General features: G+C 74.5%; 16 protein-coding genes and 1 pseudogene. 10 read left to right on the forward strand and 7 right to left on the reverse strand.

Features of this window, described 5'->3' with window-relative positions; all coding sequences use genetic code 11:
• Positions 1–61 precede the first annotated feature (61 nt).
• Genes O7546_RS17660 through O7546_RS17685 form a run of 6 tightly spaced genes read left to right on the forward strand, consistent with a single transcriptional unit; the run spans position 62 to position 5150 of the window.
• Positions 62–442 carry a cupin domain-containing protein gene (locus tag O7546_RS17660; protein ID WP_281599511.1) on the forward strand — a complete coding sequence of 127 codons (381 nt, stop codon included), beginning with the start codon at positions 62–64 and terminating at the stop codon, positions 440–442.
• Positions 435–1793, forward strand: coding sequence for a class I tRNA ligase family protein (locus O7546_RS17665; RefSeq protein WP_194802805.1), 1359 nt, complete (start codon positions 435–437; stop codon positions 1791–1793). The genes O7546_RS17660 and O7546_RS17665 overlap by 8 nt, the downstream gene beginning before the upstream one ends.
• Positions 1786–2829: an FAD-binding oxidoreductase gene (locus O7546_RS17670; RefSeq protein ID WP_194802804.1), complete on the forward strand. Its 1044-nt coding sequence runs from the start codon at positions 1786–1788 to the stop codon at positions 2827–2829. The genes O7546_RS17665 and O7546_RS17670 overlap by 8 nt, the downstream gene beginning before the upstream one ends.
• A complete protein-coding gene (locus O7546_RS17675; RefSeq protein ID WP_194802803.1) occupies positions 2829–4088 on the forward strand; it encodes a SidA/IucD/PvdA family monooxygenase in 1260 nt (419 codons plus the stop codon). The genes O7546_RS17670 and O7546_RS17675 overlap by 1 nt, the downstream gene beginning before the upstream one ends.
• Complete coding sequence (locus O7546_RS17680; RefSeq protein WP_194802802.1) at positions 4079–4468, forward strand: hypothetical protein; 390 nt, start codon at positions 4079–4081, stop codon at positions 4466–4468. The genes O7546_RS17675 and O7546_RS17680 overlap by 10 nt, the downstream gene beginning before the upstream one ends.
• Positions 4461–5150 carry a LysE family translocator gene (locus O7546_RS17685; protein ID WP_281599518.1) on the forward strand — a complete coding sequence of 230 codons (690 nt, stop codon included), beginning with the start codon at positions 4461–4463 and terminating at the stop codon, positions 5148–5150. Before O7546_RS17680 ends, O7546_RS17685 begins: the two co-directional genes overlap by 8 nt.
• 44 nt (positions 5151–5194) lie before the next feature.
• Here O7546_RS17685 and O7546_RS17690 read toward each other — a convergent pair whose 3' ends face one another.
• The 3 genes from O7546_RS17690 to O7546_RS17700 are packed head-to-tail and all read right to left on the reverse strand — an operon-like array spanning position 5195 to position 10252.
• Complete coding sequence (locus O7546_RS17690; protein ID WP_281599520.1) at positions 5195–6718, reverse strand: class I SAM-dependent methyltransferase; 1524 nt, start codon at positions 6716–6718, stop codon at positions 5195–5197.
• Positions 6719–6752: 34 nt separating this feature from the next.
• The gene (locus tag O7546_RS17695; protein WP_281599522.1) at positions 6753–8534 is read right to left on the reverse strand and encodes an ABC transporter ATP-binding protein; all 1782 of its coding nucleotides are present in this window, start codon (positions 8532–8534) and stop codon (positions 6753–6755) included.
• Positions 8531–10252, reverse strand: coding sequence for an ABC transporter ATP-binding protein (locus O7546_RS17700; RefSeq protein WP_194802798.1), 1722 nt, complete (start codon positions 10250–10252; stop codon positions 8531–8533). The genes O7546_RS17695 and O7546_RS17700 overlap by 4 nt, the downstream gene beginning before the upstream one ends.
• Positions 10253–10422: 170 nt before the next feature.
• On the opposite strand from O7546_RS17700, the gene O7546_RS17705 reads away from it, so the two are divergent.
• From O7546_RS17705 to O7546_RS17720, 4 genes and pseudogenes are all read left to right on the forward strand, one after another.
• Positions 10423–12414 (forward strand): acyl-CoA dehydrogenase, encoded by a 1992-nt coding sequence (locus O7546_RS17705; RefSeq protein ID WP_281599526.1) that lies wholly within the window; start codon positions 10423–10425, stop codon positions 12412–12414.
• Between the two features lie 222 nt (positions 12415–12636).
• Positions 12637–13868, forward strand: a pseudogene (locus tag O7546_RS17710) (cellulose binding domain-containing protein).
• 289 nt (positions 13869–14157) lie between these two features.
• Entirely contained in the window at positions 14158–16350 is a 2193-nt protein-coding gene (locus O7546_RS17715; RefSeq protein WP_281599528.1) for a BTAD domain-containing putative transcriptional regulator, read from the forward strand.
• Positions 16347–18371 carry a BREX system ATP-binding domain-containing protein gene (locus O7546_RS17720; protein WP_281599530.1) on the forward strand — a complete coding sequence of 675 codons (2025 nt, stop codon included), beginning with the start codon at positions 16347–16349 and terminating at the stop codon, positions 18369–18371. The genes O7546_RS17715 and O7546_RS17720 overlap by 4 nt, the downstream gene beginning before the upstream one ends.
• A gap of 4 nt (positions 18372–18375) precedes the next feature.
• Here O7546_RS17720 and O7546_RS17725 read toward each other — a convergent pair whose 3' ends face one another.
• The 4 genes from O7546_RS17725 to O7546_RS17740 all read right to left on the reverse strand — a co-directional run bounded on the left by O7546_RS17725 (position 18376) and on the right by O7546_RS17740 (position 25250).
• A complete protein-coding gene (locus tag O7546_RS17725) occupies positions 18376–20856 on the reverse strand; it encodes a hypothetical protein (RefSeq protein WP_281599533.1) in 2481 nt (826 codons plus the stop codon).
• A 1-nt stretch (position 20857) separates the two neighbouring features.
• Positions 20858–21493 carry a response regulator transcription factor gene (locus O7546_RS17730; protein WP_194802792.1) on the reverse strand — a complete coding sequence of 212 codons (636 nt, stop codon included), beginning with the start codon at positions 21491–21493 and terminating at the stop codon, positions 20858–20860.
• Between the two features lie 119 nt (positions 21494–21612).
• Positions 21613–21933 (reverse strand): YbaB/EbfC family nucleoid-associated protein, encoded by a 321-nt coding sequence (locus O7546_RS17735; RefSeq protein WP_194802791.1) that lies wholly within the window; start codon positions 21931–21933, stop codon positions 21613–21615.
• 32 nt (positions 21934–21965) lie between these two features.
• A complete protein-coding gene (locus O7546_RS17740) occupies positions 21966–25250 on the reverse strand; it encodes a right-handed parallel beta-helix repeat-containing protein (RefSeq protein ID WP_281599536.1) in 3285 nt (1094 codons plus the stop codon).
• Positions 25251–25252 lie beyond the last annotated feature (2 nt).

Genomic DNA, 25252 nt, shown 5'->3' on the forward strand with positions numbered 1-25252 from the left:
GCAAACCTCAGACCCGTCCGGCGCGGGCCCGGCGGGCAGCGCGCCGACCAGGAGGACGAACATGCGAAGGTACGTCAGCGACACCGCCGAACTCACCGACGAGTACGGCATCCGGATCGGCCGCTGGACGCAGTACCGCGATCTCGGCCCGTTGCCGTTCGACGCCATGTGGTGCGTGATCCCGCCCGGTGGCAGCAGCAGCGAGGACATCCACCCGGAGGTCGAGTTCGCCGTGGTGACCCGCGGCACGGCCATCTACGAGGCGGGTGGCGAGAAGGTCGAGGTGCCGACCGGCGGCGTGATCCTGCTCGAACCCGAGCAGAGCCACGTCATCCACAACCCCTCGCCGGAGCAGCCGCTCACCATCCTCAGCATCTACTGGATGCCCCGGCCCGGCGACTCGGCGCAGCCCGGCGCGGACGACGGAACCGGCCGTGACTGACGCCGCCACCGGCGCGGTGCTGGTGGTGACGCCGCCACCGACGCCGAACGGGCCACTGCACCTCGGGCACCTCAGCGGCCCGTACGTCGCCGGGGACATCGCGGCCCGCGCGCTGCGTGCCGCCGGCCGGCGGGTGGTGACCCAGTGCGGCCTGGACGCGCACCAGAACTACGTGCTCGCCCGGGCGGAGGCGCGGGGCGAGACTCCCGCCGACACCGTCGCCCGCTACGGCTCGTCGATCCACGCCGCGCTGCGCGCCGCGCGCATCCGGTACGACGTGATGGCCGACCCGTCTGCCGACGCCGGCTACCGCCGGGCGGTGGCGCACCTGCTCACCGAACTGGTGGAGGCGAAGGTGGTGGAGGTCGCCCCGGTGTCGCTGCGCGCCTGCGCGGCCTGCCGCCGGACCCTGCACCACGTGCGGGTCGCCGGGCGCTGCCCGGCCTGCGGCGCCGGCGCGAACGGCGGCACCTGCGAGGGCTGCGGCGGGTTCTGCACCGCCGCGAACCTCGTCGGCGCGCGCTCGACCTGCTGCGAGGCGGAGCCCGAACCGGTCACGCACACGGTCCCGGTGCTGCGGCTCGACGAGCACCGGGAGCGGCTGGCCGAGTTCTGGTCGCGCGCGGTGCTGCCGCCCCGGCTGCGGCGCCTCGTCGCGTCGTACCTCGACGGCGGGCTGCCGGAGGTGCCGCTGGCGTACCCGACGGACTGGGGCATCGAGTGGGACGACGGCCTGCGCGTCGACGTCTGGGCCGAGATGGCCCTGGCCAACCTGGTGCTGCCCGCCCGCCACCTGCGGCCGGACGCGGACACGCTGGCCGGGTACCTCGACGCGTGGCGGGACGTGGACGAGCAGTGGATCTTCCTGGGGGTCGACAACGCGTTCTACTACGCGCTGCTCATCCCGGCCCTGCACCTGGCCGCCGGCCTGCCCGACCGGCCGACCGGGCTGGTCGTGAACGAGTTCTACCGGCTCACCGGCGCGAAGTTCTCCACCAGCCGCGAGCACGCGATCTGGGCGCACGAGTTCCTCGCCACCGAGGACCCGGCGGTGGTCCGGGCGTTCCTGAGCTGGGACCGGCCGGACAGCTACGAGTCGGACTTCCGGCCGGAGGCGTACGAGGCGTTCGCCGCCCGGTACGCCGCGACAGTCGCCGGAACCACCGCCGGGCTGGACGGCATGCTCGCCGACACCGAGCTGACGCGCGGTGAGCAGGCGCTGCGGCCGGAGCACTTCGACCCGGCCACCGCGGTCCGGGCGGCGCTGGCCGCGTACCCCGGTGCGCCGGAGCGGGCGGCCCGCCTGCTCGGCGTCGTCGGCGGCGCGGAACCGGCGGGTTCGGATGGGTGAGCCGCGCGTGCTCGTCGTCGGCGCGGGCGTGAGCGGCGTCCTGCTCGCCCGGCGGCTGCGGGACGCGGGCGCCGACGCGGTCCTGATCGGTCCGCACGGCGGCGGTCCGGACGGGCGGCCCGCCGACGCGACGGCCGCGTCCGGTGGGCTGGTGCGGGCGTTCGAGCCCGATCCGGCCGCCCGGTCCCTCGCCGCCGCGAGCCTCGCCGAACTGCTGGCCGATCCGTCCCTCGCGACCGCGGCCGGGTGGCGGCGGACCGGCTCGCTCTACCTGCTCGACGCCGGGTCGGCGGCCGGCGTGGACGGCGCCGAGGTGCTGACCCGGGGCGAGGTCGCCCAGCGGTTCGGTTTCGCCGGGCTCCCGGACGGCACGGTGGGGATCTGGGAGGACCGGGCCGGCTACCTCGATCCGGACCGGCTGCGCCGGGCCGTCCTGCGTGGCCTCGGCCGGACCGAGACCACACCGGTGGCGCGCCTCGACGACCGCGTGGTCGAGCTGCGCGACGGCCGCCGGCTCACCGGCGACCTCGTCGTCGTGGCCGCCGGGGCCTGGACCCCGCGCCTGCTGCGCGCCGCCGGGCTGCCGGCCTCGCTGCGCACCAAGCACATCCAGTACGCCCACCACGTCACCGGCCGCGGCGACCTGCCGTGCTTCGTGGACGAGACCAGCGGCCTCTACGGCCGGCCGGCCGGTCCGGGGCGGGTGCTGCTCGGGCTGCCGAGCGACAGGTGGGACGTCGACCCGCCGGCCCCGGAGCCGGACGCCGCGCTGGCGGCACGGGTCCTGACCGTGGCCGCGCGGCGGCTGCCCGGCCTGGATCCGCGACCGGCCGGCCCGCCGGTGAGCGCCGCCGACTGCTACAGCGACCCCGCCGGCCTGGCCCTGCGCCATGTGTCCGGTGCGGTGCACACCTTCACCGGCGGCAGCGGCGGCGCCGCCAAGACCGTCCTGGCCGCCAGCCGGCTCGCCACCACCGCCCTGCTGAACACCCGAACCGCGATCCCTGTCCCCCACGGCCAGACAGAGGAAGACTGATGACGCAGACCTTTCACACAGTGGGAATCGGCGCCGGGCCGGCGAACCTGAGCCTCGCGGCGATGTACGACACCCTCGCGCCGCACGACATCGCGCTGTTCGAGGCCCGCGACCGGCCGGGCTGGCACGACGGGATGCTGCACAGCGGCGTCCGCATGCAGACCGGCTGGGTCAAGGATCTTGTCTCGCTCTACGACCCGACCCACCCGCTGTCGTTCCTCAACTACCTGGTCACCACCGGCCGGGTGTACGCCCTGCTGGGCGCCGGGTTCGACACCATCCCCCGGATCGAGTACCAGCAGTACCTGGTGTGGGCGGCGGGTCAGCTGCCGCGCATCACGTACGGCACCCGCGTCGACCGGGTGGAGTTCGACGGCGCGCTGGTCAGCCGCAGCGGCGGTGCGGAGGTCGCCCGCTCCCGGCACCTGGTGCTCGGCAGCGGAACCGTCCCCTTCGTACCGGAGTTCCTGGACGCCCTCGACCCGCGCCACCTGTTCGTCGCCGACGAGCTGCACCAGCGCCTCGCCACCGTGCCGGACGAGCCGGACCTGCCGTGGATCGTGATCGGCAGCGGCCAGACCAGCGCGGAGTGCGTCGCGGCGCTGCTCGCCCGCGGGTGCCGCGACATCAGGTGGATCGGACGGCGGTCGTGGTTCGCCCCGCTGGAGGACTCGCCGTCGGCGAACGACCTGTACCGGCCCGCCTACCAGGAGGCGTTCCTCACCCTGTCCCGGGACGTGCGGGAACGCCTCGTCTCCGGCCAGATCCTGACCAGCGACGGCATCTCCCCCGGCACGTTGCGCGGCATCTACCAGCACAACTACGAGGAACGGCTGCGCACCGGCCGGTTCCCGGTGACGATCATGCCGAGCCGTACCGTGACCGGCGCCCGGCAGCTCGACGGGGAGGTCGAGCTGGAGTGCCTGACCGCCGGCAGCGGCGAGGAACGGCACCGGGCGGTGAACCTGGTCGTCGCGGCGGGGCGCCGGCAGGCGCCGCTGCCCTTCGACCCGGAGCTGACCGCGCTGATCGACCTGGACGAGCGCGGCGAACCGGTCATCGAGTCGGACTACTCGATCCGGTGGAAGCACGCCGACGACCACAAGATCTTCGTGCTGAACCGGGGGCGGTACGTCCAGGGGCTCGTCGACTCCAACCTGAGCATCCTGCCGATCCGCAGCGCGATGATCCTCAACTCGATCGCCGGCCGTACGGTCTGCCGGTTCCGCGACGACTACCTGAGCACCCGATGGGCGTGAGCGCGATGACATCGTTCGACTACGACGACCGGATCTTCGTCTCCGTCGACCACGCCGGTGACGCCGACCCGCTGCGGGGCCACTACCACCAGCGCGGCGACCTGGTCTGGGCGGAGATCTCCGGCGGCCCGGTACGGCACGGCCGGCTCGCCGGCACCTGCGACGCGCAGGGCGTGGTGCGCTTCGCGTACGTGGAGGTGCTCACCGACGGCAGCATCGTGGTCGGCGAGTGCGAGTCGCGGCCCGAGCGGCTGCCGGACGGCCGGATCCGGCTGCGCGAGCAGTGGCGCCGGCACGGGCCGCGCCGCGACAGCGGTGTCTCGGTCATCGAGGAGGCCGCCCCGGCCCCCGTCGAGGCGAGGGAGGAGCAGCGTGTCTGACATCCAGATCGTCAGCTTCGTCGCCGCGAGCCTGCTCATCATCATCGTGCCGGGCGTCGACTTCGCCCTGGTCACCCGGCAGACCGTGCGGTACGGGCGGCGGGCCGGGTTCGTGGTGCTGGCCGGGCTGTTCGCCGCCGCGCTGGTGCACGCCTCGCTCGCCACCGCAGGCCTGTCCGCCCTGCTGGTGTCCTCGCCGGCGCTCTACACGGTGCTGCGCGTCGCCGGTGCGCTGTACCTGCTCTACCTGGGCGGCACCATCCTCTGGGCCACCCGGCCCCGCCGGAGCGCCCCGGTGGCGCAGCCGGTCCCGGTCGGCGCGGGCGGGGCCGGCACAGGGGCCGCCGCGCCGGTTCAGGACGTCCCGGCCGCCGACGAGCCGCACGTGGCCCGCCGCTCGTTCGTCATGGGCGTCACCAGCCAGCTGCTGAACGTCAAGGTGGTCGTCTTCTACGTCTCGTTCGTGCCGCAGTTCGTCAAGCCCGGCGACGGCGCGGCGGCCCGTACGGCGGTGCTGGCCGCCACGTTCATCGGCCTCGCGGTGCTCTGGTGGGCCTGCTACATCCTGCTCATCGACCGGTTGCAGCCCTGGCTGACCCGGCCGTCGGTGCTACTGGTGATCGAGCGGCTGACCGGGCTGATCCTGATCGTCCTGGCGGTACGGATCGCGCTGAGCCACTGAGCCGCACCCCGTGGGCGCCCGCCGGTCCGGTGGGCGCCCACGGGTCAGGCGTTGCGCGGGCGGTGGGCGACGGTGAGGACGTGGGTGGTCGGCCAGTCCAGCGGCCGGCCGTCCAGGTCGGTCAGGGACGCGACCGGTGCGATCCGGTTGTCGATCACCCAGTCGTTGCGGACCGGCGCCGACGCGGGGCCGATCTCGAAACCGGCCTCGGTGAGCAGTTCCGACCAGTCGGCGAAGCTCAGGCCGCAGAACTGCTCCCTGGTCTCCGACAGCCAGTTGTCGGTGTAGTCCTTGCGGGTCAGGTAGTCCATCGCCGCGCCCAGGCCGAGACGGACCGCGCCGTCGGCCAGTGGTTCGTACGCGAAGCCGAACGCGAAGTCCACGGCGAACTGGTCCAGCCGGGCCCGCGTCGACAGTCCCGAGACGTACCGCCGGACCTCGGCCGAGGACAGGTCGGCCAGGTCACGGCGGGGCGAGGCCGGGTTGTCGCCGTCGTCGCCGGTCAGTCGCAGGATCACCGGCCGCTCCGGCTCGTCCGGCCCGCACACGTCACTGTTGATCCAGACGCCGCCCGGCACCGTGTGGTCGTGGATGCGGCGGGCGAACTGGAGCAGCGACTCCCGCTGCCGCCCGTACGACCAGATCTCGTGGGTCAGCGCGAAGGTGAGCGTGGTGTCGACCGAGCGGTCCTTGAACACCGCGCCGCCGAGGACGTTGCGGTGGAAGAAGTAGACGTTGGCGTTGCGGAACACGCCCTGCGCCTTCTTGTGCAGGCACTCCTGGTAGAGGTGACGGGCCACCTCCACGCCGATCAGGTCGCTCTCCCGCAGCGTGGCCTCCCGGTCGGCCAGTTCCAGGACGGCGCCCGCGCCGCAGCCGATGTCCACGATGCGGCCGGGCTGCACGTACCGGCGCACCGAGTCCCACTTGCGTTGCGCGGCCGAGGCGAACGCCTCGACGTAGGTGCGGTAGTCGCGGGTGACGGTGAGGCCGCCCTCGTCGCCGACGAGCGGGTCGTTCACCACCGACCGGATCGCCTCGACCAGGCGGTAGCGCTCGAACACGTCGATAGTCGCCGGGTGGGTGAGCGTCCGCCAGCTCTCGTCGCCGGCGGCCAGGCGCAGCAGCACGTCCCACGGCCGTTCCGGGGTCTCGGGCAGGTCCGGGTCGGCCTCGACCAGCGCGATCGCGAAGCCGAGCCGCTCGTACAGCTTGGCGACCTCCGGCGTGGAGCAGGCCACCACCGTGTCGGCGGGGGTGAGTTCGAGTCCGGTGGCCACCGCGATGCTCTTGAGCGTGACCTCGGCGAACGCGTCGGTGTACGCGGTGTCGAAGATCGGCACGGCCAGCGAGCGCAACCCGGTCAGCACGCTGAACCGCTCGATCGCGGCCTCCCGCCTGTGGTACGCGACCGGGTTGCGCCTGGTGTTCTCGTGGTTGGCCGACGTCACCGCCCAGACCACAGTGGCCTCGTCGCCGGCGAGCCGGCTCAGGTAGTCGGCCTGGAACCGGGTCAGCAGGTGGTGCCGCCCCGGGAACAGCACGAAGCGGGTCGGCAGGTCGGTCATGGTCACCTCGCCTGGGCGGTGGAGCGGGCGGTGATCATACCGGGACGCGCCAGGAACGCCAGAGGTGGCCGTACCGGCCGTCGGCCGCGAGCAGGTCCTCGTGCGTGCCCTGCTCCACGATCCGGCCGTGGTCGAGCACCACGATCCGGTCCGCGCTCACCGCCTGGCTGAGCCGGTGCGCCACGATCAGCGTGGTCCGCCCCTGCGTGGCCGCGAGGGCCGCCCGGTCCAGGTCGCGGGCCCCGGCGCTGCCCGCCTCGGCGGTCGCCTCGTCGAGCACGGCGACGGCGGGTGCGGTGAGCACCAGCCGGGCCAGGGCGACCTGCTGGGCCTGCGCGGCGGTGAGCCGGTGGCCGCCCTCGCCCACCGGCGTCGCCAGCCCGTCCGGCAGGGCACGCAGCCAGGTGGTGGCGCCGACCCGCTCGAGCGCGTCGAGCAGCTCGGCGTCGGTCGCCTCCGGGGCGGCCAGGCGCAGGTCCTCGGCCAGCGGGCCGGCGAAGACGTGCACCTCCTGGCTGACCAGTGCCACGTCCCGCCGGGAGGTGGCCTCGCCCGTCCCGGTCAGCGGCGCGCCGTCGAGGCGTACCGATCCGTCGGTGGGCGCGATGATCCCGGCGGCGATGCCGGCGAGCGTGCTCTTGCCGGCGCCGCTGGCGCCGACCAGCGCGACCCGCTCCCCCGGTGCCAGGCGCAGCTCGACGTCGGCGAGCACCAGCGGCCCGTCGTCGTAGTGGTGCCGGCGCACCGTGACGTCCAGCGCGGCCGGGCCGCGCGGGCCGGCGGGCGGGGCGGACGCGGTGGCCGGTGCGGTGTCGGGCAGGTTCGCCACGCCGACCAGCCGGGCGAGGCTCGCGCCGGCCTGCAGCACCGAGTCGGACTCCATCAGCAGCAGGCCGATCGGGTTGAACAGCCGGTGGAAGTAGAGCGCGGCGGTGGTCGCCGCGCCGACGGTGACCAGGTCGTCGCGGACCAGGAGGAAACCGGCCACGAGCACCGCGGCCAGGCCGAGGAACTCCGACCTGTTGATCCGCAGCCCGAAGCGGGTGTGCAGGTTGAAGATCTCCAGCGACAGGTCGCGGGCGAGGCCGGACCGCTCGGCGATCGCTGCCACGTGCGCGTCCTCGGTCCGGTACGCGCGCACCGTCGCCGCGCCGCGCAGCGCACCGGCCATCGCCTGCGTCCGCTCACCGGTGGCGACCCGCTCGCGGGCGTAGTACGGCATCGAGCGCCGCAGGTACCAGCGCAGCGCCAGTGCGTACGCGGGCGCGGCGACCAGCCCGGCGAGGCCGAGCCGCCAGTCCAGCGCGACCAGCCCGAACACGGTGAGCACGACGGACAGCAGCGCGCCGACGAACGCCGGGCCGCTCACCGCGATCACGTTCGTCACCACCGCCACGTCGTCGCCGACGCGGGCCAGCAGGTCGCCGGTGCCGGCCCGCTCCAGCGTCACGGACGGCAGGTGCAGCGCCCGGTCGAGGACGCGCTCACGCAGCCGGGCCAGCACCGTCTCGCCGAGCCGGGCCGCGAGCGCGGCACCGAGCGCGGTGAGCAGGCCGGTGAGCACGGCGGCGGCGGCGATCACCGCCACCCGGCCGGCGATCCGGGAGGCCGGGGCGTCGGCGATGACGTCGTCGACCAGGCGGCCGAGCACCCAGGGTGCGACCAGGCCACCGGTGGCGGCGGCGACGAGCACCGTCGCGGCGGCGGCGCTGAGGCCGGGCCGGTCGCGGAACCGGGCGACGAGCGTGGTCCAGGTCTGGCGGGCGGACGCGACGGGCAGCAACGTCCGGCCGGGGGTACGCGGTTCGGCGGTCACCGCAGCGTCTCCTCGCGGTAGCGGGGGTCCTCGGCGAGCAGGCGCTCGTGTGGTCCCTCGGCGGCCACCCGGCCGTCGGCGATCACCACCACCCGGTCGGTGATGCGCAGCAGGGCCGGGCTGCTGGTGATCAGGAGCGTGCCCCGGGGCGCCGCCCGGCGCGCTTCGGCCAGCCCGTCGGCGAGCTGCGCCTCGGTGGCCGCGTCGACGGCGGTGGTGGGGTCGTGCAGCACCAGCACGGGCGGGTCGGCGTGCAGCGCCCGGGCCAGTCCGAGCCGCTGGCGCTGTCCACCGGAGAGGTTCGCGCCCCGCTCGACGAGCCGGTGGTCGAGGCCGCCGGGGTGCGCGTCCACCACGTCCTGGGCGGCCGCCGCCCGGACGGCGGCGTGCAGCCGTGCCTGGTCGGTACGGGCGCCGGCGGCGAGGTTCGCCGCCACTGTGCCCTCGAACAGCGTCACGTCGTGCGGTTCGACGAGCACGGTGCCGCGCAGCGCGTCGACGTGCAGGTCGTCGGCGGGCACGCCGTCGACACGCACGGTGCCCCGGCGCACGTCCGGCGGCACCCGCCCGGACAGCAGCGCCACCAGCGCCTCGGCGTCGGCCGGGTCGTACGCGAGCACGCCGACCACCTCGCCGGGGCCGACGCGCAGGTTCACCCCGTCCAGTCCGGCGTGCCCGACGTCGTCGAGGGCGAGCCGGGGCCCGTCCGGGTGGGCCGGGGCGGGCGCGTCGCCGGGCCGGGTGAGCGGCTCGGCGCCGAGCACGCGCGCCACCCGGGCGGCGGAGGCGCGGGCCATCGCGAACAGCTGCACGCACCAGCCCATGGTCTGCACCGGCTCGGCGATGAACTGCGCGAGGCCGACCACTGTGACCAGCTCGCCGATGGTGAGCCGGCCGCGCAGGGCGAGCCAGCCGGCGACACCGGCGACCGCGGCGAGGAACAGGCCGTTCGCGGCGGTGGTGAGCCCGAGGTGCAGTCCCTTGGTGTTCGCGGCGCGCAGCGTCACGGCGAGCGCGTTGCGGCTGGCGGCGGCGTACCGGCCGGCGGCGTGGTGCTGGGCGCCGATGCCGCGCAGCACGCGCAGGCCGGAGACGAGGTCCACGGCGAGCGCCGTGGTCTCCGCCAGGGCCTCCTGCTGGGAGGTGCTGCGCCGGGACAGCAGCGGCGCCATCCGTTGCAGCACCAGCACCAGCACGGGTACGCCGACGAGCACGCCGAGCCCGAGCGGGATGTCGATGACCAGCAGCGCGGTCGCCGCGACGGTCAGCGCGGTCACCGCGGCGACACCGAACCCGGCGACCCGCACCACGTACGCGGAGAGTTCGGCGTCGGAGGCGGCGACCGAGAGCAGTTCACCGTCGCGCAGCCCGGAGCGGTGCCCGCGCGGGTCGAGCGCGCGCTCGGCGATCTCCACCCGGAGCAGGTGCGCCTCCCGTTCGACGGCGGCGAACGCCTGGCGGGCACCGTTGCGGTAGGCGAACGCCAGCACGGCGAACAGGGCGGCGAGGCCGGCGACCGAGTACGCGAGCGCCCACGGGTCGCCGGTCACCACGGCGCGGTCGATGATGACGCCGATCGCCACCGGCACGAGCGCCTCGGCGACCTGGTGCAGGCCGAGCAGCGTCACGCCGATCAGCACCGGCCGTCGCTGGCGGCGCAACGCCTGACGCAGCACGTACCGGGCCGTGACGACGCCGGCGGCGGGTTGCGGGGACACGAGGGGAGGCCTCCAGTGCTCGAAGTGAGGACAGCCTAACCTCAGCACGCGCGGTGACCGAGTCGGGTGGCACGGCTCACCACGGCCTCCGCCAGCGGGGCACGGTGACCGCCGGTAATGTTGATCAGGCCGAGAGTGCACCCATATGTCCGCTGCCCCGAGGAGCGACCATGCTCGATCACGCGTCCGGCCGCATCGACATCGCCCGCCTTCAGGAGACGCTCGACGGACCGTGGGCCGCGGTCCGCCGGGCTCACCGCGAACATCTCGACGAACGGTTCCTGCCGGTCTACGGCGAGACCGGCGACCAGGCGCGCGAGCGGATCACCCGGCTGCTCGGCGAACTCCCGGTCGAGCTGGGTATCGCCGCGGGCTTCCCGGCCGAGTACGGCGGCCGGTCCGACGTGGGCACCTCGATCGTCGCCACCGAGATGCTGGCGCAGGTCGACCTGTCACTCATGGTGAAGGCCGGCGTGCAGTGGGGCCTGTTCGGCGGCGCGGTCGCCGCGCTCGGCACCAAGCGGCACCACGACGCCTACCTGCGGGACATCGTCTCCGGCCGGATCTTCGGCTGCTTCGCGATGACCGAGACCGGCCACGGATCGGACGTACAGCAACTGCGCACCACCTGCGTGTACGACCCGCAGACGCAGACCTTCGACCTGCACACGCCGCACGAGGCGGCCCGCAAGGACTACATCGGCAACGCGGCCCGGGACGGGCGGATGGCCGTGGTCTTCGCCCAGCTGATCAGCGACGGGCGCCGCCACGGGGTGCACGCGTGGCTGGTGCCGATCCGCGACGAGCACGGCAACCCGATGCCCGGCGTGACCATCGGCGACGCCGGGCCCAAGGCCGGCCTGCTCGGCGTGGACAACGGGCGGCTCAGCTTCGACCACGTACGGGTGCCGCGGGACATGCTGCTGGACCGGTACGCGCAGGTGGCCGAGGACGGGACGTACTCCAGCCCGATCGAGAACGACTCCCGCCGGTTCTTCACCATGCTCGGCACGCTGGTGCGGGGCCGGGTCAGCGTGGGCGGCGCAGCGTCGGCGGCCACCAAGGCGGCGCTGGCCATCGCGGTGCGGTACGGCGACATCCGCCGCCAGTTCAGCGACGCCGAGGGTGACCGCGAGGTGCTGCTCAACGACTACCTGGCCCACCAGCGCAAGCTGCTGCCCGCGCTGGCCACCACGTACGCGCTGCACTTCGCCCAGACCGAGCTGGTCGCCGCACTCGACGAGATCCAGGGCGGCGACGGGCCGGTCGACGAGCACCGGCAGCGGGAGCTGGAGTCCCGGGCCGCCGGACTGAAGGCGGCGCAGACCTGGCACGCCACGCGCACCATCCAGATGTGCCGGGAGGCGTGCGGCGGCGCCGGCTACCTGTCGGAGAACCGACTGCCCAGCCTCAAGGCCGACACCGACGTGTTCACCACGTTCGAGGGCGACAACACGGTCCTGCTCCAGCTGGTCGCCAAGGGCATGCTGACCGGCTACCGGGACGAGTTCGGTTCGCTGGACGGCTGGGGGCGCGCCTCGTTCGTGGCCGAGCAGGTACGCGAGATGGTGCTGGAACGCACCGCCGCGCGGGCACTCATCGCGCGGCTGGTCGGCGCGGTGCCGGGCCGGGACGACGAGGTCGCCGTCACCGACCGGGGCTGGCAGCTCAAGGTGTTCGAGGATCGGGAGGAGCACCTGCTGGACAGCGCGGTCCGCCGTCTGCGCGGTGGTGCCTCCACCAAGAAGGACCGTCCGTTCGACATCTTCAACGACGTGCAGGACCACGTCCTCGCCGTCGCCGCCGCGCACGTCGACCGGGTGACCCTGGAGGCGTTCGTCGCGGGCATCGACGCCACCGCCGACCCGGCGGTCAAGGAGCTGCTGTCCCGGGTCTGCGACCTGTACGCGCTGAGCGTCATCGAGGCGAACAAGGGCTGGCTGCTGGAGCACGGCCGGCTCACCCCGGCCCGGTCGAAGGCGATCACCGGCGTGGTGAACGGGCTGCTCAAGGAGCTGCGCCCGTACATGCGCACGCTTGTGGACGGCTTCGCCATCCCTGATGCGTGGCTGCACGCCGCGATCCTGCGCGAGGAGCCGGAACGGCAGGAGAGGATGGCCGCCCACGACGCCACGGGCGACCCGCAGGCGGTCGCCGCATAGCCGGCCGGCGCCACGGCTCCCGGCCGCAGACCGGTAGCCGAACCGGCGGCAGACATCGACCGGCATGTATTGACACATTTCGTTACGGCGGTGATAGTAACTGCAAAAGCTCCCGCCGGTCCCTCCGCTGGGACGCATCGCGGCGGCGCCACACCGACGTGGCCGGCACACCGCCACCACCACCGTCCAGGGAGCGCCGTCACGACGTCCCCTGGAGGACGCATGAGAAGAAGATCGAAGATCTACGCGGCGCTGGCGGCCGCCATCGTCCCGCTCGCCTCCGTGGTCGTGGCGCTCGGCGCGACACCCGCGGGCGCCGCGATCGGCGGCTCGGGGCCCTACCCCGCCGACTACGAGACCTCGTCGAGCCTGCCCAACCACACCATCTTCCGTCCCCAGACGCTCCCGTCCGAGCGCCTTCCCGTCCTGGTCTGGGCAACGGTGCCTGCTCGGCGAACGGGCTGTCGCAGGGCAACTTCCTGCGCGAGATCGCCTCCCACGGCTTCCTCGCCATCGCCAACGGCGCACCGAACGGCTCCGGCTCCACGAGCGCGCAGATGCTCACCCAGTCCATCGACTGGGCGGTGGCGGAGAACTCCCGGTCGGGGAGCAAGTACTACAACCGGATCGACACCACCAAGATCGCCGTGGCCGGGTTCTCCTGTGGCGGCGTCGAGGCGTACGCGGTCTCGAACGACCCGCGCGTCACCACCACCGGCATCTTCAGCAGCGGCCTGCTCAACGACGCCGACGACTACCAGTTGCGGCGCCTGACCAAGCCGATCGCGTACTTCATCGGTGGGCCCAGCGACATCGCCTACCCGAACGCGATGGACGACTGGGGCAAGCTGCCGGCCGGGCTGCCCGCCTTCATGGGCAACCTGAACGTCGGGCACGGCGGCACGTACGACCAGCCCAACGGCGGCGAGTTCGGCCGGGTCGCGGTGCTCTACCTCAAGTGGCGCCTGAAGGGCGACATCAGCGCCGGCGCCAACTTCGTCGGCCCCGACTGCGGTCTGTGCCGCACCCAGTGGAGCGTCCAGCAGAAGAACCTGACGCTGGACGGCCCGGCGCCCACCACTCCCCCGCCCACGACCCCGCCGCCCACCACGCCCCCGCCGCCCACGACCCCGCCGCCGACCACGCCACCGCCGGGCGGGGCCTCCTGCACCGCCGTCTACACCGTCCAGGACCAGTGGAACGGTGGCTTCGTCGCAGGCGTGACGGTCACCGCCGGGAGCGCCGCGCTGACCGGCTGGCGCGTGACGCTCACGCTGCCCGGCGGCGCCGCGATCAGCTCGCTGTGGAACGGCGTGCCCAGCGGCACCAGCGGCACCGTCACCGTGGTCAACCAGAGCTACAACGGACAACTGGCCGCGGGGCAGACCACCACCTTCGGATTCCAGGGCACCGGAACCGGCGGCGGAGCCACCGCCACCTGCGCCGGAAGCTGAGCCACCTCGACGGGGGCCGGCGCCGGACGCCGGCCCCCGTCGAGGTGAGTATCGTCTCGCCACGCCCCCCGGCCGCCGACCGGTCCGTCGTGGACGGTCCGCACAGGGCCCGGCAAGACTGCCTGCTAGCACCACCGGCAGCGGGCCGAGCTGAACGCCGCATGCACCAGGAAGTCCTGTGCCGTAAGCCTTTCCGCCATCCACACGAAGTTGACATGGTTGATGGTTGGGCTAGGGTTCCGCCGAACGGTTGTCACCGAGGCAGATATCCGGTCACCACGAGGACGGCATGACGGCACAGTGCAGTGGCTTCGACGTCCGCTTGCTGGGCAATCTCCGGATCACGTACGCCGGGCGGGAACTGCCACTGCGCTCGGCCCAGCGCCGGGCCGTCTTCAGCGCGCTGGCGCTCACCCCGGAGCGGGGCCTGTCCCGGGACGAGCTGATCACCGCCGTCTGGGGTGACGACCCGCCGGCCAGCGCGACCGGCAACCTCTACACGTACGTCTCCGCCCTGCGCCGCATGCTCGAACCGGACCGCGACAGGTGGTCCTCCGGCCGGGTGCTCACCTCCGAGGGCGGCAGCTACCGGCTGCACCTCGACGCCGACGCCGTCGACGTGCACCGCTTCGAGCGGTTGCGCGAACGCAGCCGCGCGCCCCGCGCCGCCGGGGACACCGCCGGTGAACTGGCCGCGCTGGACGCCGCGCTGGCGCAGTGGCGGGGCGACGAGGCGCTCGTCGGCGTACCGGGACCACGGGCGGCCGGCCACCGGATCCGGCTCGGCGAGCTGTACCTGACAACTGTCGAACGGCAGGCCGAACTGATGCTGGGCCTCGGACGCGGTGCCGAGGTCGTCGACCGCCTGCTCACGCTCGTCGACCGCCACCCGGCCCGGGAGAGCCTGTACGCGGTGGCGATGCGGGCGCTGGCCGCGCAGGGCCGTACCGCCGAGGCGCTCGCGCTCTACGTCACGCTGCGGGACCGGCTGGTCGAGGAGTCGGGCACCGAACCCGCCGCCGCCGTCCGGCAGATCCACGACCAGCTGTCCGGCGCCACCGCGGCCCCGGTACGCGGCCCGGGACCGGCCCCGGCAGGGCACCCCGGCTTCCGGGGCCGTTCCGCGGCGCTGGCCCGGCTGCGGTCGGCGGTCACCGGCCTGGCCGACGGGCGCGGTGGCAGCGTCTGGATCAGCGGCGAGTCGGGCATCGGGAAGTCGGCGCTGCTGTCCGAAGGACTCAGCGGCGCGGCACCGCTCGGCGTCCAGGTCGGCTGGGCCGTCGGCGACGAGCTGGCGTACCGGATGCCGTTGAGCATCGTGCTGGAGTGCCTCTCCCTGGGCAACGACGCGGACGGCCTGCCCGCCTCGCTGCACGCCTGCTCCGGTGGGGCGCCACCGACCATGACCGTGATCGACACCGTCCAGCGGTTCGTGGTCGAACGGTGCGCCGAACGGCCACTGCTGCTGGTCCTGGACGACCTCCAGTGGGCCGACGACATGTCGCTGCTGGTCTGGCACGCGCTGCACAAGCTCACCACGCGGCTGCCACTGCTGCTCGTGTCCGCCGCCCGCCCGGTCCCGGCCGGATACGAGGTGCGGCTCCTGCGCCGGGTGCTGCCCCGCGACGGCACCACGCTCGTCGACCTCGGCCCGCTGGACGACGACACCGCGACCGCGCTCGTACGCGACTGGTCCCGCTCACCCGGCCCGGGTGCCGGCACCGTGCGCTCGTTCGTCGCGGCCGCCGCCGGGAACCCGTACTACCTGCGGCATCTCGTGCTCGCCGACCACGACGGCCGGACCGCCGACACGCCCGGCCCCGAACTGACCGACGCGGTCTCCCGGCACCTGCAACCGCTCGCCGACGACACCCGCCAGTTGCTGCGGGCGATCGCGTTCCTCGGCAACAACTACCTGGTGGCCGACCTCGCCGCGGTCACCGGCAGGTCGGCGCCGCAACTCGTACCGGCGGTGGAGGAGGCGCTGGCCGCCGGGATCCTCGTCGAGGACGGGCGCCGCCTGCGGTTCCGGCATCCGGTCATCCGCCGGGTCCTGCGCGGCGCGATCCCGACCGCGCTGCGCGTGCTGATGCACAGGCAGTTCGCCCAGCGGCTCGCCGAAGCCGGCGGCGACCTCGGCCGGATCGCGGGCCAGCTGCTGGCCGGGCCGGTGCCGGTCGACGCCTGGGTGCAGGACTGGCTGACCGCGCACGCCGCGCAGCTGGGCGCCACCGCACCCGCGCCCGCGATCGCGGTGCTGCGCCACGCCGTCGCCTCGCCCGGCCTCTCCGCGTCGTCCCGCGAGCTGCTCACCGCGGAACTTGCCCGGGTCCTGCACCGCTGCGGACTGCCCGCCGGTGCCGAGGCGACCTGGGTGTCGGCGCACACCGGGGACGCCGCGACGCGCGCCGAGATGAACCGGATCGCCGGCCCGCAGGGGCCGGCGGCGGACGTCGGCCCGGCGGTCGTCGGGCAGCGGTGAGGAGACTGCGCGTCACCGTTCTGGGCCCGGTACGAGCCTGGAACGGCGAGGTCGAGATCGACCTCGGACCGGCCCGGCGGCGCGCCCTGTTCGCGATGCTGGCCGCGAACGCCAACCGCCCGGTCACCCGCGCCGAGCTGATCCGGGCGCTGTGGGGCGAGTCGGCGCCGAGCGCCGCGGTGGGCAACATCTACACCTACGTCTCCGGTCTGCGGCGCGCCCTGGGCCCGGCCGGTGGGCTGCTGCGTTCCGGCCGGGCCGGGTACACGTTGCGCCTCGAACCGGGCGCGCTGGACGCCGACCGGTTCGACGCGCTGTGCGAGGCGGCGGTGGAGCCCGCTGCCGCCGGGCGGCCCGGCCAGGCCGTCGCCCTGCTCGACGAGGCGCTCGCGCTCTGGCGGGGCGAGGCGTACGCGAACGTCACCGGACTCTTCGCCGACCTCGACCGGCACCGCCTGACCGAGCTGCGGATCGCCGCGGCGGAGCGGCGGGCCCGGCTGGCCCTGGCCGGCGACGACGACGCGCTGATCGCCGACCTGACCGCCCTGGTCCGCGACCATCCCCTGCACGAGCCGTTCCACGAGCTGCTGATGCGCGCGCTGCACCGAGCCGGCCGGGGCACCGAGGCCCTGGACGTCTTCCACGCGGCGCGCCGGGTGCTGGTGGACGAACTCGGCGTCGAGCCCGGCCCGGCCCTGCGCGAACTGCAGAGCCGCATCCTCGCCGAGCCGGCGCCGCCCGTACCGGTGGCACCGGCAGCGGTGGCGGCGCCGACCGTACCGGGACGGGGACGCCTGGTCGGACGCGACGCCGAACTGGCGCTGCTGCGCGACCTGCTGGACGCGGTGGGCGAGGGCCGCAGCGCGATCGTGTGGATCGAGGGCGAGCCGGGCATCGGCAAGTCCGCGCTGCTCGACGCGGCGCTGCACGAGGCGCGGGCCCGGGGCCACCGGGTCGCGCGCGGCAGCGCCGAGGAACTCAGCAGCCGCATCCCGCTGCACGTGATGCGCCGCGCGCTGCGCCTGGAGGACGCGCCGCACGACGACCCGGCCGCTGCCGTCGACCGGGTGCTCGACCACGTCCGCGGGCTCACCGCGACGGGCCCGCTGGTGCTGGCCGTCGACCACCTCCAGTGGGCCGACGAGGTGAGCCTGCTGGCCTGGGAGCGGCTGGCCGCGCTGACCCGGTGGCTGCCGCTGCTGCTCGTCGCGACCGCCCGGCCCGAACCGGGCCGACGCGACCTGGCCCGGGTACGGCGCGGCGTGAGCACCCGCGACGGGCACCTGATCCGGCTCACCCCCCTGCCCCCGTCGGACATCGAGCAGATCTTCGGCCGGACGGTGGGCGTGCCACCCGGCGCCACGCTGCGGTCGCTGGCGCCGCTGGCCGCCGGCAACCCGCTGTACGCCCGGGAACTGGTCAGCGGCCTCGTCGCCGAGGACGGGGTACGCGTCGTCGACGGGCTCGCCGAGGTCGACGCGCGGGCCGGCGACATGCCGCGCGCGCTGCTGGACACCGTGCGGGCCAGCCTCGACCACCTCTCCCCCGGCGCCCGGGAGTCGCTGCGCTACGCCGCCCTGCTCGGCGACGAGTTCGCCGTCGCCGAGGTCGCGGCGGTCACCGGGCGGTCGCCGTTCGACCTGATGGCCGAGCTGGAGGAGGCGGTCGCCGCCGACGTCCTCGTGGACGCGGGCAGCGAGCTCGCGTTCCGGCAGCCGGTGCTGCGGCGGGCGCTCGCCGGCGGCATCCCCGCCGCGCTGCGGCCGACGCTGCACCGGCACGCGGCACAGGCGCTCGCGGACAACGGCGGCGACGTCACCCGGATCGCCGACCACCTGCTCGCCGGGCCGCCCGAGGTGGACGAGTGGCTGGTGGACTGGCTGGTCGCGCACGGCGCCGAGCTGTCCCGGCGCGCCCCGGAGGCGGCCCGCGAGCTGGTACGCCGGGCCCTGGCGGGGCACCGGTTGCCGCCGGCACAGCGGGCGACGCTCACCGCGCTGCGCGACGGTCTCGACCGGTAGCGCCTCAGCGCAGCCCCGGTACGCCCACGAACCGGCGGGCGGCTGCTGCCGGGACCGGCGCACCCGGGCCGGTGCGGCGTGCCAGATGCTGGCGCAGGGCGGCAAGGGCGAGGGCGTCGAAGCGTACCCGCCCCTCCACCGGCGGCTCCTCCACCGCCAGTTCCCGCACCAGCAGCCGGGCGGAAGCGCCGGCGTCCGGCTCCTGCACCTGGAGCACCGTGAACGCGGTACCGGGGAGGAACAGGACCCGGGCCGGGACGCCGTCGCCGGTCTCGAACGCCGCCGTGCGCCGCGCGGTGGCCGACCAGATCAGCACCTCGACCGTGCCCGGCAGGTCGGCGGGCGGCTCGGCGAGCGCGTTTGTGAAGCCCCAGTCGGTGAGCACCCGGCGCTGCGCGATCCGCCGCAGGTCCGCAGCGGTCAGCTCGGCGCCGGCGTACGCGACGCCGCGGTGCACCGGCAACCGGCGTACGCCCGCCGACACGCACCTGGCGAACGGCACGTGCCCGCCCGGCTCGGCGGACCGCAGCGCCTGGTCGAGGCCGTCACCGGCGGCGGAGAGGTAGAGGCGGACCGCTGTCGCGTACTCCGCCGCGCCGGCGCCGGCCGCGAGCGCCGGATGCGCGGCGAGCACGTCCGCCACGTCCGCGGCGACGGCGGCGATCTCGCGGCGGAACGCCCGCCGGAACCAGGTCCGCTCCTCGTCCAGGTCGGGGCCGGGGCGTACGCCCCGCGCGTCGTCGCCGGGGGTGCGCTGGAAGCGGACGGGCGCCGGTGCGGGGCGGTGTACCGGCAGCGTCATCGTCGGGCTGGTCGCCCAGCCCGCGCCGCCGCCGAGCACCGGCCCGGCCACGTCCCGCGCCGTCGCATCCGGTCCGTTCGCGTCCGGCCCGATGTCGTCGAGCCCGGCCGCCTCCGCCCCGACGGCGCTCAGCCCGGCCGCGACCGGCCCGGCCGCGTGAGGCCCGGCCACGTGCGGCCCGGCCACGTTCGTCCCCGCCGAGTGAAGCCCGGCCGCCTCCGACCCTGGGCCGGGAAGCCCGGAGCCGTCCGGCAGGGTCGTGTCCGGCGGGGCGGCGGGACGTGCGACTGCGGGAACGGCAGCGGCCACCTCGGCGGCCGACGGCGCGGGCGGGCCCGCCACGGCGACGGGCACCGGCTCCGGGACGGGTGCCGGCACCGACGGCGCGGGCGGCAGTCCGGCGGCGTGACCCGTCGTGTGCCGGTACGTCCCGGCCTCGATCCCGCGTGCCGAGAGCCCCGGGCGTCCCGGCGCCACGAGCGAGGACGGCTGCACCGCCGCCCGCTTGCGGGTCGCCGGGTCCAGCCGCGCGGCCAGGTCACCGGCCAGTTCCCGGTGGCGGTCCGCCACGGCCGGCGCCGGGTCGTCCACGACGAGCCGGACGCGGTTCGGGTCCACCGGCACCGCGCGGATCCGGTCGGCGTGCCGGGGTGGCTCCGGGGCGCGCAGCCAGAGGCCGGACGGGATCACCTCGACCACCGCGTCGTGGGCGTACCGGTAGACGCGCGGACCGACCGGCTCGCCGAGTTCCGGCGGCGCACGGTGGCGCAGGATGCGCGGCGTAACCGCCTTCGCCCCGAGCGTCTCCCGGGGCCGGTAGGCCAGTTCCTCGGCGAAGACCTGCCAGCCGGGCCGCCCGTCGGCGTCGACTGTGAACAGGGCCGGGCCGTCCGGGCGGCCGCTCGGCACGCCGGTGAAGACCCGCACCGGGCAGCGCAGCAGGTCGGCCAGCGCCTGCCCGAACGGCTCGCCGTCGGGCAGCGCGACCGGGCCGTACTGGACGAAGCGGGCGTGCTCGCGCCCCTCGGGCGCCAGGCCGCGCCAGAACCGGGCGATGTCGTCCAGACGCAGCGGCGCCGTCCCGGGGCAGCCGACCAGGACCGGCATGGCGTCCGGCAGGCACGGCATCGTCGAGGTGAGGTGACTTCCGTGTACGGCGACGGCGGCCTCGTCGCGGCTCTCCCGGAGCCAGACGCCGCCGGGCAGCGGCTCGGCGGCGCAGGTCGAACTGATCGTCAGGTGGTCGACGGCGGCGCCGTCCCAGGCCGGTACCGGATAGCGCTTCGACTGCCAGACCGGCGTGTGGCCGCGCCGGTAGCAGACCCAGCCGCCGAGATCCGTCGCGTGCACGAACAGCAGGCCCGCCGCGCCCGGGATCATCCGTCCGAACGGGGCGATCACCGGCCGGCCCAGCCGGTCGGAGAGCCACTGGCCGGCGAGCGCCCCGGTCTCCGGGCGGGCGCCGCACACCACCAGCCGGATGCCCCGGCGCAGGCGCTGCCGGCGCAGCTCGGTCGCGACCGTGTCCCAGATGTCGAACGGCAGCTCGTGTTGCAGGTCCAGGATCACGATGTCGTTGTCGGGATCCCGGTCCACCGACAGCGCGACCGTACGGGCCTCCGTGCTGATCCGCTCGCTGGCGTGCAGCACCAGGGCGTTGCCCACGGTGTGGCGCGTGATCACTTCAGATCATGCCGGAGCGCAGGGCGTAGGCCACCGCGTGCGAGCGGTTGCGCAGCTTCAGCCGGTGGTTGAGGCCGTAGATGACGTTCTTCACGGTGCGTTCGGAATAGCGCAGCTCGTCGGCGATCTCGTTGGTGTCGAAGCCCTCGGCCATCAGCCGCAGCACGTCGATCTCGCGCGCGGTCAGGCCGGAGGCGTTGAGCCCGTTGGGGTTGAGCACGTCGCGCTGGAGCCGTTCGATGTGCTTGAGCAGCTCGCCCACCAGGTTCGGGGGCAGCACGCCGCCGCCGGAGGCGGCCGCCCGGACGCTGTGCACGAGGCGTTCGGCGGTGACCGCCGCGCGTGGCAGGACGGCCACGACCCGGCACTCCACGGCGGTGAGGAGTTCCTGTTCACTGACCTCGGTGGTGATCAGGACGACCGGGGCGCCGATCTCGGTCGCCGCGAGGCGCAGCATCGCGATCACGTCGGTGGTGAGCCGCTCGGCGGCGACGACGAGAACCTGCGCCCGCGTCCGGTCCGCGCTGTCCAGCAACGTGATGTCGGAGCGGGACCGGAGGTGGGCGGTCAGGCCGGTGTGGGTCAGCGGGTCGGGCGCGTGCACAAAGACGGCAACTTGCTCCACAGCCATCTCCATCACTGTCAGTAGGGGCTGACAGTCTCATGGAGAGTCCTTCAGGAAATCTCCACACTCTCTTTCCCGAAGGCGCCAAGCCGTGAAGATCTGCCCATAACCGCTGGTCAGACTTTTTTCAGTCAGTGAAGATTGATTTCGACGGGGCCCATCTTCTCCGTCGCAAGCTTCCCGGCGTTCGCGGCGGCGGCCTGGATCGCCTCCATGATCGCCGTCTGCAACGACGCTGCGTCACGCTGCTCGTACACCCGGGGGTCGACCCGGACGGTCTGGACCTTGCCGAGGCCGCTGGCCATGACCACGACGGTGGCGTCCTGCGAGCGGCCGGTGACGATCGCCCGCTCCAGCTCCGACTGCGCGTTGCGCATCTGGTCCTCCAGGCGCTGCGCGTTCTCCATGAACTCCTGGAACGAGGGAGGAACGGGCTTGGACTCGGGTTGCATGCCGGGCCTTTCTGTGTGTGACGGTCGGGTGGTCAGCCGACGGCGGCCAGGCCGCCGAGCCGCTCGCCGGCCGCCGGGCCGGGCGCGGCCAGGTCGGCGAGCGCGAGGGTACGGGAGCCGGTGCGCCGGGTCAGCGCGAGCGAGAACTGGTGGGCGGCGTGGACGGTGCGCTCGGGCAGCCGGCCGGCCAGCTGCGTCAGCGCGGCCCGGACGTCGTCGGGCACCTCGTGACCCCGCCGCACCAGGTGTCGCAGCACGATCGCGGCCAGCTCGTCGGTGCTGAACTCCGGCACCGACCACTGCTGGCCGAACACCTCGTTCACCGCCGGCACCGCGGCCCGCAGGCTCGCCAGGGCCGCCTCCTCGCCGGTCAGCACCACCACCGGGTCGCCGAGCCGGGAACGCATCCGGCCCACCAGCGCCTCGGCGATCTCCGGCGCGACGCCGGAGGCGTCGTCGACGTAGTCGAGCTGGAGCACGCCACCGGCCGCGTCGTCGAGGACCGCGTCCACCAGGCTGCCGGCCTGGCCGGGCCACTGCGGCGCCAGTTCCCGGCTCGTGCTCACCCGCACCAGCTGGCCGACCGGCACCAGGCCCAGCTCCGACAGGCATGCGGCGTAGAGCCGGGCGTACTCGCTGCGGCCGCTGCCGGCCCGGCCGGCGAGCAGCACGTTGCCGGTGCGGCCGGGGCCGCGCCGGCGGTTGCGGCCCTCGCAGAGCTGCAACAGCGTCTGCCCGGCCGCCTCCTTGACCCGCTGCCCGCCGACCAGGCCGCAGATCCGCTTCCAGCTGCGGGCCGCGTTTATCGCGCCGGTCGGGTCGGTCGCCGCGTCGGGCTGCTCGCCCTGCTCGACCGGCAGGTCCTCCAGCAGCGCCAGCTCGGGTTCGACGTCGGCGGCGGTGAGCCGGTTGAGCTCGTTGTCCTTCGTGGGCGGCGTGGTCGCCAGGCGCGACGCCTGGTTGTTGATCAGCGCCTCGAACAGCTTGCGGGCCACCCGGCCGTTGCCGAACGTGGCGTTCTTCGGCACCCGGGTGAAGTACGCGGTGAGCGCCTCCACCGCGTCGTCGGTCAGCTCGTAGTAGTGCTTGCTGACCAGGTTCGAGGTGATGGTGACGAGTTCCTCGACGGAGTAGTTGGGGAACTCGATGGTGCGGGTGAACCGCGACGCCATGCCGGGGTTGGAGGCGAGGAACTGCTCCATCAGCTCGGAGTAGCCCGCGACGATCACCACCAGCTCGTCGCGGTGGTCCTCCATCATCTTCATCAGCGCGTCGATGGCCTCCTGGCCGAAGTCCGGCCCGGAGCCGCCCGAACCGCTGGACAGCGTGTACGCCTCGTCGATGAAGAGCACGCCGCCGAGTGCCTTGGTGACCAGCTCGGTCGTCTTGATCGCGGTGGAGCCGATGTACTGGCCCACCAGGTCGGCCCGCGCCGCCTCCACCATGTGGCCCTTGGACAGGATGCCCAGCTCCTTGAGCACCGAGCCGTACAGGCGGGCCACAGTGGTCTTGCCGGTGCCGGGCGGGCCGGCGAAGACCAGGTGCCGGCTCATCGGCGGCATCGGCAGACCCATCTGGAGCCGGACCTGCGACATCTTGATCAGGTTGATCAGCGCGGTGACCTCCTGCTTCACCCCGCGCAGGCCGATCAGCCCGTTCAACTCGCGGAGCGGCTCACTCAGCTCGTCCGCGCCGTCCTCCGCCGTACCCCCGTCGTCGGCGACCGGGACCGGCGCGGCGGCCGGCGGGCCGGCGGGCGCCGGGGTGGCCGGCGGACGGCCCACCGTCAGCGCCTCGGTGGTCACTGTGGCGCCGGGGGCGCGGCGGACGTCCTCGGTGCCGCTGTCGCGCACCACGCACCGGGTGAGCGCCACCGGCTCCACGGTGTCCACGCCGATGCCGGCCGCGCCGCTGCCGAGCACCTCCCCGTCGCTCACCGACCCCCGGGAGCCCGCCTCGAAGACGATCCCGTCGGCCCGGGCGTCCCGCACCCGGGTCTGCGTGACGGTCGCCGACCCGGTGACCCGCAGGCCGTCGCGGACCGCGCCGACGATCTCGCTGTCCCCCAGCCGGAGGGCACCCTCGGCCAGCGCGCCGGAACCGCGCAGCAGGGCCGCGCGCAGCGTCAGGTCGGCGCCGGTCCCCACCCGGACGCAGGCCGCGCCCGTGCCGGTGAGGCGGGCCTCGTGGACGACGCCGCGCGCGGGGCCGGTCAGCGCGAGCGCCGTCGCCTCGCCCGCGTCCACCACCAGGTCGGTGCCCTCCAGCGAGGCGCCGTCCTGGACCAGCACCCCGCCGCCGGTGGTGATCTCGGCGCGTAGCCGCTGGAGCACGACAGCCGACTCACCGGCGAGCACGGCGACGTGGTCGCGCGTGCCCCGCACGGTCAGCCCGAGGAACCGGGGCGCACCACCGTTGACGGCGATGCCCACCGGCGTGTCCTCGACGGTGCAGTCGGTGAAGGTCGGCCGGCCGCCGCCGAGCACCTGCACGGCGGTGTGGCCGGCGCCGCCGAACGTGCAGTTCCGGAACTCCGGCGACGCGCCCTCGGCGATGTGCGCCGACTGCACCGCGGCGCCGGTGAACGTCGAGTCGCTGATCTGCACGTCCGCCTCGCCCCGGACGAAGACGTCGACGTTGCCGCTGCCGGTGACGGACAGGCCGCGGATGCGGGCCCAGGCGCGCTGCTCGACCACCAGGGCGGGCTTGCCGGCGCCGGTGATCTCGCACTGCTCGATGGTGAGCCGGGCGTCGCCGCCGGCGCAGACGCTGTTCGCACCCGCCGTCCGCAGCCGGCAGCGGCGCAGCGTCAGCGCGCTCTGCTCCCCCGCCACCACGCTGCTCGTGGCGACGTCGTGGACGTCGGTGTCCTCGATCGTGCTCGACCCGGCCGACATCACCACCACGCCCGCGCCGGCCGAGCTGGTCACGTCGCAGCCGCGCAGCGCGACGGTGCCCTGCATGCGGGCCAGCAGCGTCACCCAGGAGGCGCCGCCGACCCGGCAGTCGTCGAGCGCGACCTCGCCCGCGTACACGTCGACCGCGGCCAGCGTCGTGTCGGCGCTGCTGAGCGTGATGCCGCGCAAGTGGGCGCCCTCACCGCGGACGACGAGGACGCTGCCCTCCTCCACGTGCACCTCGACGGTGCCGGGCTGGGCGGCGCTGATCGTCACCCGATCGCCGACCACGAGCTTCTCGACGTACCGGCCGGGGTGGACGTCGATGGTGGCGCCGGGCTCGGCCCGGGACAGCGCGGAGCCGATCGTCGGATAGGAACCCGGCTTCCGGTCACCCACCACAAGAACCTGCCGACTCACCG

Origin of the sequence: Micromonospora sp. WMMA1976 (assembly GCF_027497335.1) — a bacterium.
In the GTDB taxonomy this organism is placed as follows: Bacteria; Actinomycetota; Actinomycetes; order Mycobacteriales; family Micromonosporaceae; genus Micromonospora; species Micromonospora aurantiaca.